Here is a 12928-nt window from a genome sequence, read left to right on the forward strand (position 1 = left end):
GATGTAGCCAGCTTGTGGGTGGCGACAAGGATATGGTTAAAGTATTTAAGTACAAAGGATAAAAAAATGAGAAAGAAATCAAGAGCAATGGATAGTGAGTGGGCATTGGAAGTAATGCACAAGGCTCCGTATATAACGGTCAGTTTTATTGACGAAGACGGCAATCCTTACGGTTTACCTCTTTCGCTCGCATCTGATGATGATGTGAACTGGTATTTTCATGGTGCCTTGGAAGGCAAGAAGCTGGAGGCAATCAAGACTCATCCCGAGGTTTGCCTTTCAGCCGTAACACGTTGTGCGCCTACGGTTGGTCGGAAGGACGGCAGTTTCACCCTGCAGTTCAAATCAGCCATTGCATTCGGCAAGGCAGAAATCGTGACAGATGAAGCAGAGAAGATTCATGGTCTCCGACTAATCTGTGAACGCTTTCTTCCTCAACACATGGATGCTTTCGACCAGAGCATCGCCCGTTCCCTATCACGCACGGCTGTTGTTCGCATCACGCTCACTGAGCCTCCAACCGGAAAGCGCAAACAATATGATAAGGAAGGCGTGGAAATGAAATATGGCAGAATGGAATAAAGAGGCAATTGCTCCTTCTATGTTGCATTATAAAACAAAGAATTTATGACTTCACTTCAAGAAAGACTGTTCGCCATGCAGGATAAGCAGTATGCTGCTTTCCAGGCTAAACTGACACCGGGAGTGCCTATGGAAAGTTTCATAGGCATTCGTGTGCCTGTGCTTCGCAAGTTCGCAAAAGAGTTTACAAAGGAGGCAGAATGCGAAGAATTCCTTCATCAGCTTCCTCACGAATACTACGATGAGAATATGCTTCACGCTCTCCTCATTTCCGAGGTAAAGGACTACGAGGAATGCATTCGTCTGACAGACAGCTTCCTGCCATTCGTGGACAACTGGGCAGTTTGCGACATCATGTCGCCGAAGGTGTTTGCCAAACACAAGGAGGAACTGTTGGCGAAGATCAAGACTTGGAGTAAATCGTCACACATTTATACTTGCCGCTTTGGAATAGAGACACTTATGTCTCATTACCTGGATAAAGACTTCAAGGCAGAATATCTTGAAATTCCTGCATCAGCAAGGAGCGAAGTGTATTACGTAAAAATGATGATAGCCTGGTTCTTTGCCACAGCCCTTGCCAAGCAATGGGACGCAACGATTCCCTACATCGAGCAAAACCGTCTTGCTCCCTGGACGCACAACAAGACCATCCAGAAAGCAATCGAGAGCTACAGAATCTCGCCTGAGCAGAAGGAATACCTACGGACGTTGAAGATAAAATAAAAGGAAAAATTTAGAAAACGAATAACCATACATTGGAGAAAGAGCCTTTTTAATATCCTGTACAAAACTACCACACTTAGCAATATTTGTGGTACTTTTGTACCAAAATTAGGAGAACAATTATGGAAACAAAGAATTCATTCATATCATCTGCAAGTGTCAAAGTACAAGGACGAACAGCTTACTACAAGATGCTGGAAGCCGTTCATCAAGGTGAACTGATTCAGGTTTGCCGTGGCGTATATGCTAACATAGACCAATTGTCAGCATGTATGGTTGATATTGAGTCTATTGTTCCCAGCGGAATCCTCTGCCTTTGGTCTGCCTGGAATATCCATCAGCTTACGACATCCATGCCGCAAGCTTATCATGTCGCTATCAAAAGGGATAGAAAAGTAAAAGTTCCTTCATTCCCAAAGATAGAGCTCCATCACTATACTTCCAACATTCTTGAAATCGGCGTGATGGAGAAAGTCATAGATGGATTTAAGGTAAAGGTATATGATGTAGAACGATGCGTATGCGATGCAGTAAAGTTCCGCAATAAGGTGGGCATTGATGTCTGTTCTGAAATCATCGATAACTATCTTTCCAGACCAGGAAGAAATATCAGTAAATTAATGGATTATGCCCGACAATTGCGTGTTGGCAACATCCTGGGAATTTATCTACAAATGAAACTGTAAGTAAAGAATAATTATGACACAAGATACTTCTACATATTACGTTTGGATAGGTGGCTCATGTGATTATGGCCATAAAGAGCGAGCTGGTGGTGCTGCCGTTGTGATTGAGAACAATGGAAGCATCATCAGCCGTGATGTAATCAGCGACCTACACACCACGGAGTTCCGAATGATGCTAACCCTCATGGTGAAGGTAATGCAGAAAATCCCGGAAGGTTCTGATATTCTCTTCCTGACCAACGCTGCCTATATTCAGAATTTTGACAAGACTCCAACATCAAAGTCGGCTAATCCGGACTTGATCATTCAATGCATCGAGGAAAAGAAAAGACACAAATCAGTCGGAGTCAAGATTGTGCAATATCACAAAAGTCCATTGCTGATAGAAACCCATAACATGGCTACGGAAGCAATGGCAAAGACAAGGAAGGAGTTTCATCAGAAAAACAAGTAAATGTTTAGGGGCGTTTTCCGGTCATTAAGGTCACGGTCATTAAGGTCATTGTAAGCGTCTCCGCGTTTATACCTTGCATAATTCAAAAAAAAGGAGAGTGTAAACTAAACTGTGTCAAGCTACAATAAAAGTAGTTTAACACAGTTTTTATATTATGGACAACTTAGAAATTGATTACAAGAAAGCAGCTCAGCAGTTGCGTAGTGGTGAAGCCTTATTTGGCAAGGACGGAGCATTAGCTCCATTGTTAGAGCGTATTCTCAACTCAGCTCTCGAAGGTGAGATGGACGCTCATTTAAGTGAAGAGGAACGCTCTTCCGGCAACCGTCGTAATGGTAAGATGAGTAAGAAGGTTCAAACAAAATATGGTGAGGTCACTATAGAGACTCCTCGTGACCGAGACGGAACTTTCCAACCTGAGACCGTAAAGAAGCGTGAGACTATTCTTGCCAATGGCATGGCAGACCAGATTATTGAGATGTACGCCATGGGCACCAGCACACGTGACATCAGCAGCTACTTTGAGCGTGAGTTCAACACAACTCTATCAGCCGATACTATCAGCTCTATAACAGACCGTGTATTACCCGAAATCACCGCCTGGAAGTCTCGCATGCTCGATCCTGTATATGCCATTTGCTGGCTTGATGCTATCCATTATAAGGTAAAGGATGAGAATGGCAGAGCTGTCACACGAGCCATTTACAACATTCTTGGTATCAACAAGGAAGGCCAAAAAGAACTGTTAGGTATGTATGTGTCTAAGAGTGAAGGAGCTAACTTCTGGCTAGAAGTTCTTACGGATCTTCAGAACCGTGGTGTTCGAGACCTCTTGATTTGTTGTATTGATGGTCTCAAAGGCTTCCCAGATGCCATCCAAAGCGTATTTCCTGAGAGTTCTGTGCAGCTCTGTATTGTCCATCAGATACGCAATTCTATCAAGTATGTTGGCAGTAAGCATCAAAAGGAGTTTATCAAGGATTTAAGAACAGTATATGGTGCAGTAAACAAAGACTCCGCTGCTGCTAATTTAGACCTGTTAGAGTCTAAGTGGGGAGAGATGTACCCAATTGTCATCAAGTCATGGCGTGACAATTGGGAACGTCTGACAGAGTATTTCCAATATACTCCAGCCATCCGTAAACTCATTTATACGACCAATACGGTTGAGGGGTATCACAGACAGGTAAGAAAGGTCACAAAGACTAAAGGGGTCTTTCCTACGGATAATTCTTTGGAGAAGCTTGTGTACTTAGCTTACCGCAACATCCGTAAGAAATGGACTATGCCACTGGCAAATTGGGGACAACTTTCTCAACAATTGGCAATAAAATTTGGAGATAGATTTAAAATTATGTAACTTTGCAGCCGAAAAGGCTTCCCTGCTGGGGGCATGCCCCCAGCAGGGAGTGGGAATGAAAGTTAAGAACAAGCCTTGACACAGTTTAAATTACACCCCCCAAAAAAGCAGTAACAGCTGATTAAACTAATGCTGTTACTGCTTTTTCCATCGGTCAGGAAGTAAGTCTCTATATTTTTTCAATGGGGTATTGGGTTGCCATTCTGCAGTCTTTTCTATTACGTCGCATATGTATTCAAACAGATTAATGCCATTCAGCCTGCATGAGATGGCGATGGAATATAGGATAGCCGCCCGGCTTGCTCCTTCGTGCGAACCAAAGAACATTGAGTTTCTTCTTGATAGTGATATGTACCTCTGGATTCTCTCAATATAGTTGTTATCGAGAGCCGTATCACCTCTTTTGAAGATGTCACAAATGGCATTATATTCATTAAGGGCATAACCGACCGCCTGCGCCAAGGTAGACTTGGGCAGCAAATCCTTCCTGGAAGATATTTCCTCCAGTTTCTCCAATAAATCCTGTAAAATGTCCGGTGCATATGACTGCCGATAGGCTAGATGGCCTTCAACGGTCCATCCATTTACCCCAACCTTATGTTTTTTGTCTTCTCGATAAAATCTGTTGAGGATATCTACGACTTCCTGAGCATCCTTGTCTTCCTTGCCGCAGTCGATGAAGTCTCTCTTGACATGCTGTAGACAGGCGATTCTCATAATGTCAGGATAAGCATCCGACTCCAGTTTCCGGTAAGGAGCATATGCATCACTCTGTATGGTACCTTTATAATCTGAGAATACGTTAAGTATGACCTGCTCAGAGCGTGAACCATCCTCATATACGAAGAAGACAAGTCCCAGTTCAGGCGCACTTACAGCCCAGAGGTAGCCTTTCTTCGACCCCTTGTCTGTAGGCTTTGTCTTGGCTAACAGCACTTTATGGTATGTCTCGTCTGCCGAGACATAATCCTGCTGCAACACTACTTGGCAGATAGCCTTATAGAAGTTTTCCAGTACATCAGCACTTCTGGCAATCAGCTTGTTTGCCGTAGCTTTCCTTAACGTAAACCCATTGTCGGCAAAGTATTTGGTAATTCGCTCTACCGGCATGGAATAGATGTATCGCATCTGCAGGAGTCCTGCTGCAAAGGAAGGTGAATAGGAAGAATTCAACAACAGAGCCGGCGGAGTTTTCCCCGGATACATGATACTTCCATCAGTATAAGTGTTGATGTGATACACGGTCTTGATGAATTTGATGGGTTCCATGCTGTAACGTATACAGGTACGAGTTCCGAAGAGACGCAACGTCTTCAAAAACTCTGCATCCATGACAGGATCTATCGTAACATGCACCTCTTTCATCTCGTAATGCATGTCACGCTTGGCTCCGTTGTTTTTGCGTGCCTTTCTCTTTTCGGCCTGCTCTGTTTTCTTCTTGTCAAATTCCTCCTGGGTCATCGAATCTTGTGGATTCTTTTCCTGACGTTCGGACTTCTTGCCTGAAACGAGCTTGCCGAGTGCCTTGTTCTGACGATTCGCTTTGTCAATGGCGATTCCTTTCTGGACGAGTAATTCTTCTAATGACTTTATACGTTCAATGAGTTCGTTGACCTGTGTAGTCAACGAACTCACCGTAGCATTAGCTTGCTGAAGCTGCTCGTTTGCAAGCTGAAGCTGTTCCTTTAAAAGTACTATAATTTCGTCCTTTTTCATAGTGCAAAGGTACGAAAAAATATCGAGATATGCAAGGATTTTTAGATATTTATTTTTCTATCTTGCTGATACACAGTTCATTAAATATAATCTTATGCGCCTATAGATTAAGCCGTTTCCTATATCTCATACTTTTCAGGCAAATTCCGCTCATGATGGCAGATAGCGTCTTGTACGGCATTTTGCATTGTTTGCTTTGGGGATCAAAGAATGGTAATTCAAAGGTTCCTCGCTCCAGTCGCTTCTGATACAGCAAGAAACCGTCGCCATCCCATTTTAGCATTTTTACCTGCTGGCGATTCTTTGAGAAGAAGATGAAGACGGCACCACCGAGTGGCGGCAGCTCCATCTCCGTCCTCACAATCTGGTACAGGCCATTTATGCCCATGTTCATTCGGACATATCGCTGGCAGACGTAATACTGGGTGTTTTCGTTTAATCCAAACATAGCAAGTCCTCCTTCTCGTAAAGTTTCATCAGATGCATGACTGATTTGGCACTACCTTTCTTGATGGTAACTATCGTTCCATTGGGAAAGGTTAAGGTTATGCCGAAAAGATAGTTCTCTGGACAGACGGAATCGGATGGCATTTCCATGGGAAGGAACATCATCCCAGTGTCCTTGGCTGTTGCTTCGGAACATTCCTTACGGGCTTCGGCCTGAAGCAGACGAATCTGTTGTTTGGCTAACCTAACAGAATAACCTTTCTCTGACATCCATCTATGCATCGAGCGATGGCTTACATGCCGTTCCTTTAAAAAAGGAATCAAACTGGCTTTTGGATTATGATTCAAATGAATCTGGAAGGCATTCCATGCCCTCTCATAACGTTCTGTTGCTCTCATAATTTCGTTGCTTTTAAAATTATGGTGCAAAGGTAAGAACTTTTACGATAAAGGGCAAGGTATAAATGCGGAGCCGCTTACAGGTCATTAAGGATTTCTGGTTATTCAAGATGCCCCCAAGTTGTCCCTCAATGCCTATCTAGCATATAAATAAGGTTAAATCAAGTTCGCCCTGCAAACAAAATTCATTCATAAAACCACTTTTCTGAATATTTTTTGTATTTTTGCAGATATATAGTGCCAATATGGGGTTTAACTTGGCTTATACCATAGATTCAGGCGCATATCTATCAAATGATTAGAGCATGAAGAAACAATAATGAATACAAAATTAACGGAATACAGAATATGGCATATACAGACAACGATACATACAGACATATTCACTTCGCCGTTATGGCAATAGAGAGTGGAGCACGGAAACTGGGCATTTCCGGAAAGGAGATGCACGACCGCCTGCTGAAGCAGGGACTGATTCACCGTAGGCTGATTAAACGGTATGAAGACCTGCATACGCAAAGCCTTGACTGGGTGGCAGACGACATTAGTGAAACATTATTAAACTGGGAGAAAGAAGTATGATTACACTATATCATGGCTCTTATATACAAGTTGGAAAACCACTTGTAAAATTAGGAAGAAAGAAGGTGGACTTTGGGCAAGGTTTCTACCTTACCAAATTGCGCCAACAGGCTTCCTCATGGGCAAAAACTATTGCTGAAAGAAAAGGACGCAACGCCCTACCGACTTTATCTATATATTCATTTGATTATGACGCAGTAAAGAATAAGGATTATCGCATTAAAATCTTCGACAGTTACAACCTTGAATGGCTGGAATATGTTGTAGATTGCCGCAAAGGAGGTACAAAGCAAACCATGTATGACATCGTGGAAGGTGGTGTTGCCAACGATAATGTCATTGATACAGTAGAAGACTACGAGAACAATGTCATTACAGCCGAGCAAGCCCTAGGACAATTGAAATACAAGGCTGTAAATCATCAACTCTGCATATTGAACCAAGAGATTGTTGACAACTATCTGTCGTTTATTTCGTCAGAACAAATAGAAAAGGAGGATTGACTATGAGGGATTCTGTATTATGGCGCAAACAAAGCCGAATAATAATGATGCTGGCAGAAACTCTGCATATTGATGCAGAAAGGGCACTCAACTTGTTTTACACTACTAAGGTGTACCAGCAACTGTCTGACCCCAAATATGGTTTACAGCTTATGAGTGATGATTATATTCTTGAAAATCTCATAGAAGAACTGAGAGAAACTCAATAAGACCAAAAGTGAGTGGTTATGTAAAAAGTTACGGAGAATATGAATTATCTCCGTAACTTTTTACATTTCCGGCTAATTTATCGGTCTCGTCTGAAATCGTTGCGTCCGTCTCCATGCCACCATGCGCCCAGAAAAGCAAGGATGGCACGGAGAACGACGTAGATAACGATGATGTCAACAAATTCATTCATAAGCTTGATATTTAGCGAGTTATTCAATATATATTCACAACCGGAATGCCCAAACAGTTGGCTTTCTTGAAAGTGTAGTAGGTTCCACCCTTCTCTCTCCCATCATAGAAGGCAATGAGGAGGGATGCATTCTCAACCATGAACTCGTCTCGGTCAAGAAAACATCGAGTGTAATAGTATTCTGAAAGGATGATCACCTCATCTGCTGAAGCCATCAGTTCATCATAAACTATCCTATCGCCGGGCTTGAACCTATCTGCCTGACCTCTGAAAGGAATGGCTGCGGTAAGCGTCATTCCCGGGCAGGAAGGTTTCAGCGACTGCACTGTCTGGGCTGCCATCAAGTCAATACCGATGGCGAATCCCGAAATAAAATTACTGATGCCATGCTCGTAAGCTTCGAGGATGGCTTTGGTCAATCGCTCTCTTATGACCTCCTGCTGCGAGAAGTTGTAAAAGCGATGACCTGTAAAGGCTGCCGAAATAGCCTTGTCAAACTTTGTCATATTCTTTCTTTTCATTGTTGTACGTATTTATAAGATGTCTTGCCGAGGAAAATGCCGTTTGTTACGTGCGCCCCGACTTGTTCCAATTGTGCGGTGTAGGCACAGAATGAAGTGCCAGTAGTAACCACATCGTCCCAAATGCAGACTATCTTGTTTTTGAAGAAGTTCGCATCCACCTCAATATTATCCCTTTCCTTCAAGCGCTTTTCTCGCTCTTCCTTCTTGACCTTTGTGCCATGAACTGCGGTACGTTCGCCAACAACCTTGACATGGGAAAAGCCGTTGATTGCTCCTGAAAACTTGCAGACAAGTTCAGAAAAATTCTTGTTGCGTGCCTCGTTACGCTCCTGGCTGCTTGCAGGAACGCAAGAGAAGACAACGCTGCGAACCTTGCGACCAAACTTCTTGACAAGCATCTTTGCCACGCACTTCGCCACATCAGCATGGTTTCGACCATCCTTGAAATCATAGATAACCTGGCGGTCGAAGAAAGCATCCATACCGATGTTCTTGATACGTACCGGATAATAGCGCAAAAAGCTGCTCAACTCCTTATCCTCCTGTCCCTTGATGTAAACCTGTACCATGTTCATAGCTTTAATTGTTGTTACTTGGCAGGTAGCAGCCATCAGCCACTACCAACCGAGAAAAATGTTTCAATCGTAAAGTCTGTTGAGGAAAGACCGCAACTCTCTGTCGATGATTTCAGAAAGCTGACATGGTTGGAATGGCTTTCTCTGCTCCACTCTGACCTTGCCGAGTCCGAACTTGGTTGCGTCCAACTCCACACTTGCCATTTCATTGGCAGAAATGTAGCTGTACTCAGTCTCAGCCAAACCTACAACGATGCCAAAGAGCACAAAATCATCATTCTCTCGCTGTCCTTCAAGAATGTACCAGCGAGCGTTGCCGATGAAAAACACTGCGATGCAAACTGCATCCTTCTTCTTGCTATCCTGGGAATAGAGCGGATAGTCCTGCATTGCCTTCTCCAATTCTGGAGTAATCAGGCGGTTGTTGAAATCTTTTGCCATAGTCTCTAAATTTATTATCTCCCTTTCGTTAAGTCCTTTCGGACTTGGGATCGGGAAGCTTTTTCTGCTTTTCAAAGTGCGTACAAGGCAATAAGGCAAGTCTGATGGGAAGAATACTCTTTTGCATGTTACATGGAAAAGGAAGATTGTTACCGAATCACGACTTGCTATTTGCCAGATACGCGATAACTTTGCAGAAAAAGAATCCCGAAATCCCAAAGACGATACGGAATCAAAGCCTTCTGGTTTCAGTAAGAAGAAAAAGTATAACAGGGAATGACTGCAGGGATAGAAAAGCTGGGTGGGAATAGTCCAAGCAAGTATCAACAGTTTTAAAAGCCAGCGTGTTGTTCCTTCGTAAGTCGATAAAATCGGCCTGCGAAAGAACAACACCCTGGCAAACTGTTCATGCTTACTGGACTATGGCGTGGGCAAAGATTATAAAGAAGGAAAGCCGAAAGATTTATTTAGGAAAGACAGAATGCTTATAAAGAGGAAGACCAGGATATTATAAAAGGTGGAAGGGAGGGAAAATGAAGGAGGATGCTGTGAGCCAGTGCCCTTCTCGACGAATGGACATGCAGTAGTGGCAAACTGATTAAGTGGGAATCGCTTGCGTCCCACCTACTCAGTTTGTAAGCAACCGGATGTCGTTTCGTGGGCACCTTCCGACTGAAGGACTATGCACTTACGTCAAGCTCTGCTGACATAACTGCAAAGTCTATCAGGTGGAACTCCAGTAGCATCCTTCATGGTGTGGGCGAAGCATTATAAAGGGAAAATCAGCCGATTATCACTATAAGAACAGCTCATTTAGGTTAAAATACGCATGTTTATACCATTTTTTTGCTGCTACGCAAAAAGATTTCGCACTAATTTTGTATCTTTGCACCCGTTAAAAGAATTTAGAAGTAAAATACAATAAAAATCCTATACGGAAATGAATTTAAATATGCACATAACATCACAATCATTCGTTCAGAGCTATCGACGCTTTGAGCGGAATAGTTATGTACATACATCAAGTACATCAGATACAGCCGGTATAGGATTCCCACATCATTATTCGCATAGTTATTTCTATCGGGCATCGTAGCAGCGTGCCCCACAGAGAACAAAGATAATACGAAAGAGTTGGAGTTTCCTTGCCGGGAGAATCCAACTTTTTCATTTTAGCCAAATGCTTGCATCTGCTCTGACATAAAGAGAAAAAGCTGGATGAAATCCAACCATTTTTTTACGCTTAAAATGAAAGAACTATGCCAGCAAATAAGAATGCCTTAATAAGGTACAAAACTATAGGCAACTGTTTAAGAAACAGATACAGAAGATGGACTCTCGATGATCTCGTGGAGGCATGTAGCGATGCTCTCTACGACATGGAGGGAATCACCAAAGGAGTATGCGCCAGAACTGTTCAGATGGACATACAGATTATGAGATCTGACAAACTTGGCTACAATGCTCCTATAGAGGTTTATGATAGAATATACTACAGATACGCTGATCCAGACTACTCTATCACTGAAATGCCTTTATCCATAGAGGACTGCAAGCTGATAAAGAAGGCTATCATTCTTCTTGAAAACAAGAAGGATAAGAATAACGAAGACACCATCCAGGTGCTCAACAAGGTACAGGATAGACTCAAATCTATTCTGAACTTTGTGTAAGGATAAAGGAGGAAAATTATGAACGAACATCAACGAGACATCGTCTTACAAGAAAGTTGAAAGGCTTCTTTTCAAGCAAAACTGCCTGAAGAGAAGCCTTTCTTATATAGAGCTTCAAGTAGGATTCGGACCTACGACCTGCTCATTACAAGGGAGCTGCACTACCACTGTGCTATTGAAGCATTTGGGAGTTTGATGGGGATCGAACCCATGACCACCAGAGCCACAATCTGGCACTCTACCAACTGAGCTACAAACTCCATATAAACTCCAGATGGATTCGAACCACCACCTCCAGAACCGAAATCTGGCATGCTACCAATTACACCATGGAGTTGTTTTTTAACTTGTCGCCCCAGAAGGAATCGAACCTTCGCTAACAGGACCCAAACCCGTTGTGCTACCATTATACCATAGGGCAAGTTGAGTTCGGGAGGTAGGACTCGAACCTACGAAGTCATCAGACAGCGGATTTTTTCGCAAGCTCAAGGAACTCCAGTCCACCCTCGTTGCCACTGGAGCACTCCCGAATTTTAAAGTGGAGCCTCGTGGAGTCGAACCACGTTCTCGGGATTTTCAGTCCCGCGCATACACCAAGTCTGCCAAAGCTCCTTACTGATGTTGCCCCAGATGGAATCGAACCACCACTTGCAGATCCAGAATCTGCCGCACTACCGTTATGCGATAGGGCAAGTTTGCGGAGGCTAAAGGATTCGAACCTTTGAGACGTTGCCGCCTGCCGGTTTTCAAGACCGGTGCAATAGACCAACTCTGCCAAACCTCCAATATTGTGACTCGTGAGAGACTCGAACTCCCGACACCGACGTTCGTAGCGTCGTGCTCTGATCCAACTGAGCTAACGAGCCAATGTGCGGAAGCAGAAGGATTCGAACCTTCGGAACCTTTCGGTTCGGCACGTTAGCAGTGTGCTGGTTTAAGCCGCTCACCCATACTTCCTTGTTTTGACGATGCAAAGGTAGAAAGGGAAAGTGAAGTCTTTTTTCGTAGCAAGAAAAAAGTTTCAAAAAAGTTGTTTTTGGGGCATTTTTCCAGAAAAAAGGCTTTAAAGAGTCTCTTTTTCGGCATTTTACGGCTTTTGAATGTGTATTCATGTACACACCTATACATATATACATGTATTCACGTCCACATGAATACAATGAAATAATATATGGAATGGGGGAAATCCATAACTAATTCCAATTGCGAATACACTGTGTGCGGAATGTACGGAAGAAAAATAGACGAATATCTAAATAGATTAAAGTCGGCTTTATATATAAACAAAGCCGACTCTAACCTTTAATTTTTACCCTTCAACTTATCAAGTTCTTCTATCAACTCATAAATTGTAGTTGAAGGATTCTTATATGGGGACAACTTTTTTGCCCTTTTACTGGCAATCGTAACATTGTCCATCAAACTTAATTTATCCTCAATGGATAACTTGCCTTTCTTGTATTGCTTAATATATCCAGACAACTTAGATACGCAATCGGCACTTCCGATTTCAGCACGTTGGTCTGTATAATGTAACAGCAACCATAATTCAACACAAGGATTGGAGCAAAGCAGTATAGCCCCAGGTATCTTCTGTAATCTGCTAAGAACAGAAGGCACATCCAAATCATACATCAAGAATGTCATATCATGCTTTGTCTCCACATAATTAGCCTTGCACCTACTTATCAGAGCAGGTGTAACATTAAGCAATGTACGCTTAGGTATGATATGAATAGGAAGACGATAATGCGCTCTCAGCATTTCAACATAAGCGACCTCTGTTTCACCCTCACAAAAAACGAAATAGTTGGGCTTCATTGTCTTCCCTTTAGAAGTTCTTTGTACTCTTGCCATAAT

General features: G+C 42.9%; 15 protein-coding genes, 10 tRNA genes and 1 pseudogene. 9 read left to right on the top strand and 17 right to left on the bottom strand.

What is annotated here, in order from left to right; translation table 11 throughout:
- The first annotated feature begins 66 nt into the window (after nt 1–66).
- The 5 genes from ONT19_RS04850 (at nt 67) to ONT19_RS04870 (ending at nt 3808) form a co-directional block, all read left to right on the top strand.
- The gene (locus ONT19_RS04850) at nt 67–582 is read left to right on the top strand and encodes a pyridoxamine 5'-phosphate oxidase family protein (RefSeq protein WP_264953033.1); all 516 of its coding nucleotides are present in this window, start codon (nt 67–69) and stop codon (nt 580–582) included.
- 45 nt (nt 583–627) lie between these two features.
- A complete protein-coding gene (locus ONT19_RS04855; protein WP_264953032.1) occupies nt 628–1308 on the top strand; it encodes a DNA alkylation repair protein in 681 nt (226 codons plus the stop codon).
- Nucleotides 1309–1430: 122 nt separating this feature from the next.
- Nucleotides 1431–1994, top strand: a complete 564-nt coding sequence (locus tag ONT19_RS04860; RefSeq protein ID WP_264953031.1) for a type IV toxin-antitoxin system AbiEi family antitoxin domain-containing protein — start codon at nt 1431–1433, stop codon at nt 1992–1994.
- A 13-nt stretch (nt 1995–2007) separates the two neighbouring features.
- Complete coding sequence (locus tag ONT19_RS04865; RefSeq protein WP_153081430.1) at nt 2008–2448, top strand: ribonuclease H; 441 nt, start codon at nt 2008–2010, stop codon at nt 2446–2448.
- 154 nt (nt 2449–2602) lie between these two features.
- A complete protein-coding gene (locus tag ONT19_RS04870; RefSeq protein ID WP_118082176.1) occupies nt 2603–3808 on the top strand; it encodes an IS256 family transposase in 1206 nt (401 codons plus the stop codon).
- A gap of 135 nt (nt 3809–3943) precedes the next feature.
- Here the strand turns inward: ONT19_RS04870 and tnpC are convergent, their stop codons facing one another.
- The 3 genes from tnpC to ONT19_RS04885 form a co-directional block, all read right to left on the bottom strand.
- A complete protein-coding gene (gene tnpC / locus ONT19_RS04875) occupies nt 3944–5524 on the bottom strand; it encodes an IS66 family transposase (protein ID WP_264964876.1) in 1581 nt (526 codons plus the stop codon).
- A 100-nt stretch (nt 5525–5624) separates the two neighbouring features.
- Nucleotides 5625–5972, bottom strand: coding sequence for an IS66 family insertion sequence element accessory protein TnpB (gene tnpB, locus ONT19_RS04880; protein WP_117588063.1), 348 nt, complete (start codon nt 5970–5972; stop codon nt 5625–5627).
- Nucleotides 5960–6370, bottom strand: a complete 411-nt coding sequence (locus ONT19_RS04885) for a hypothetical protein (RefSeq protein WP_153087481.1) — start codon at nt 6368–6370, stop codon at nt 5960–5962. The genes tnpB and ONT19_RS04885 overlap by 13 nt, the downstream gene beginning before the upstream one ends.
- Nucleotides 6371–6718: 348 nt before the next feature.
- Between ONT19_RS04885 and ONT19_RS04890 the strand changes: the two genes are divergently transcribed.
- Genes ONT19_RS04890 through ONT19_RS04900 form a run of 3 tightly spaced genes read left to right on the top strand, consistent with a single transcriptional unit; the run spans nt 6719 to nt 7664 of the window.
- Nucleotides 6719–6952, top strand: coding sequence for a DUF3791 domain-containing protein (locus ONT19_RS04890; protein WP_006846555.1), 234 nt, complete (start codon nt 6719–6721; stop codon nt 6950–6952).
- The gene (locus tag ONT19_RS04895) at nt 6949–7455 is read left to right on the top strand and encodes a DUF3990 domain-containing protein (protein WP_118141131.1); all 507 of its coding nucleotides are present in this window, start codon (nt 6949–6951) and stop codon (nt 7453–7455) included. Before ONT19_RS04890 ends, ONT19_RS04895 begins: the two co-directional genes overlap by 4 nt.
- Nucleotides 7456–7457: 2 nt before the next feature.
- On the top strand, nt 7458–7664 hold the full coding sequence (locus tag ONT19_RS04900) for a DUF3791 domain-containing protein (protein WP_118141133.1): 207 nt from the start codon (nt 7458–7460) through the stop codon (nt 7662–7664).
- 214 nt (nt 7665–7878) lie between these two features.
- Here ONT19_RS04900 and ONT19_RS04905 read toward each other — a convergent pair whose 3' ends face one another.
- The 3 genes from ONT19_RS04905 to ONT19_RS04915 form a co-directional block, all read right to left on the bottom strand.
- Nucleotides 7879–8376, bottom strand: a complete 498-nt coding sequence (locus tag ONT19_RS04905) for a DUF1273 domain-containing protein (RefSeq protein ID WP_264953028.1) — start codon at nt 8374–8376, stop codon at nt 7879–7881.
- Nucleotides 8373–8954, bottom strand: coding sequence for a ribonucleotide-diphosphate reductase subunit alpha (locus ONT19_RS04910; protein WP_203040482.1), 582 nt, complete (start codon nt 8952–8954; stop codon nt 8373–8375). The genes ONT19_RS04905 and ONT19_RS04910 overlap by 4 nt, the downstream gene beginning before the upstream one ends.
- 63 nt (nt 8955–9017) lie before the next feature.
- Nucleotides 9018–9395: a DUF2958 domain-containing protein gene (locus ONT19_RS04915; protein ID WP_264953027.1), complete on the bottom strand. Its 378-nt coding sequence runs from the start codon at nt 9393–9395 to the stop codon at nt 9018–9020.
- Nucleotides 9396–10654: 1259 nt separating this feature from the next.
- Between ONT19_RS04915 and ONT19_RS04920 the strand changes: the two are divergent.
- Nucleotides 10655–10934: pseudogene (locus tag ONT19_RS04920) on the top strand (hypothetical protein); the annotation flags it as partial.
- A 244-nt stretch (nt 10935–11178) separates the two neighbouring features.
- Here the strand turns inward: ONT19_RS04920 and ONT19_RS04925 are convergent.
- From ONT19_RS04925 to ONT19_RS04975, 11 genes are all read right to left on the bottom strand, one after another.
- Nucleotides 11179–11250 (bottom strand) — tRNA-Thr (locus ONT19_RS04925).
- 5 nt (nt 11251–11255) lie between these two features.
- Nucleotides 11256–11328: transfer RNA gene (locus tag ONT19_RS04930), tRNA-His, on the bottom strand.
- A 5-nt stretch (nt 11329–11333) separates the two neighbouring features.
- Nucleotides 11334–11405 (bottom strand) — tRNA-Arg (locus ONT19_RS04935).
- 13 nt (nt 11406–11418) lie between these two features.
- Nucleotides 11419–11489: transfer RNA gene (locus tag ONT19_RS04940), tRNA-Pro, on the bottom strand.
- Nucleotides 11490–11496: 7 nt separating this feature from the next.
- Nucleotides 11497–11598 (bottom strand) — tRNA-OTHER (locus ONT19_RS04945).
- Between the two features lie 9 nt (nt 11599–11607).
- Nucleotides 11608–11680: transfer RNA gene (locus tag ONT19_RS04950), tRNA-Phe, on the bottom strand.
- A 9-nt stretch (nt 11681–11689) separates the two neighbouring features.
- Nucleotides 11690–11760 (bottom strand) — tRNA-Gln (locus tag ONT19_RS04955).
- A 6-nt stretch (nt 11761–11766) separates the two neighbouring features.
- Nucleotides 11767–11852 (bottom strand) — tRNA-Ser (locus tag ONT19_RS04960).
- A 7-nt stretch (nt 11853–11859) separates the two neighbouring features.
- A tRNA-Arg gene (locus tag ONT19_RS04965) sits at nt 11860–11934 on the bottom strand.
- 6 nt (nt 11935–11940) lie between these two features.
- Nucleotides 11941–12025 (bottom strand) — tRNA-Ser (locus ONT19_RS04970).
- A gap of 345 nt (nt 12026–12370) precedes the next feature.
- Nucleotides 12371–12925, bottom strand: coding sequence for an RloB family protein (locus tag ONT19_RS04975; protein ID WP_118312294.1), 555 nt, complete (start codon nt 12923–12925; stop codon nt 12371–12373).
- Nucleotides 12926–12928 lie beyond the last annotated feature (3 nt).

This window comes from Segatella copri, assembly GCF_026015625.1.
Classification (GTDB): domain Bacteria; phylum Bacteroidota; class Bacteroidia; order Bacteroidales; family Bacteroidaceae; genus Prevotella; species Prevotella copri_H.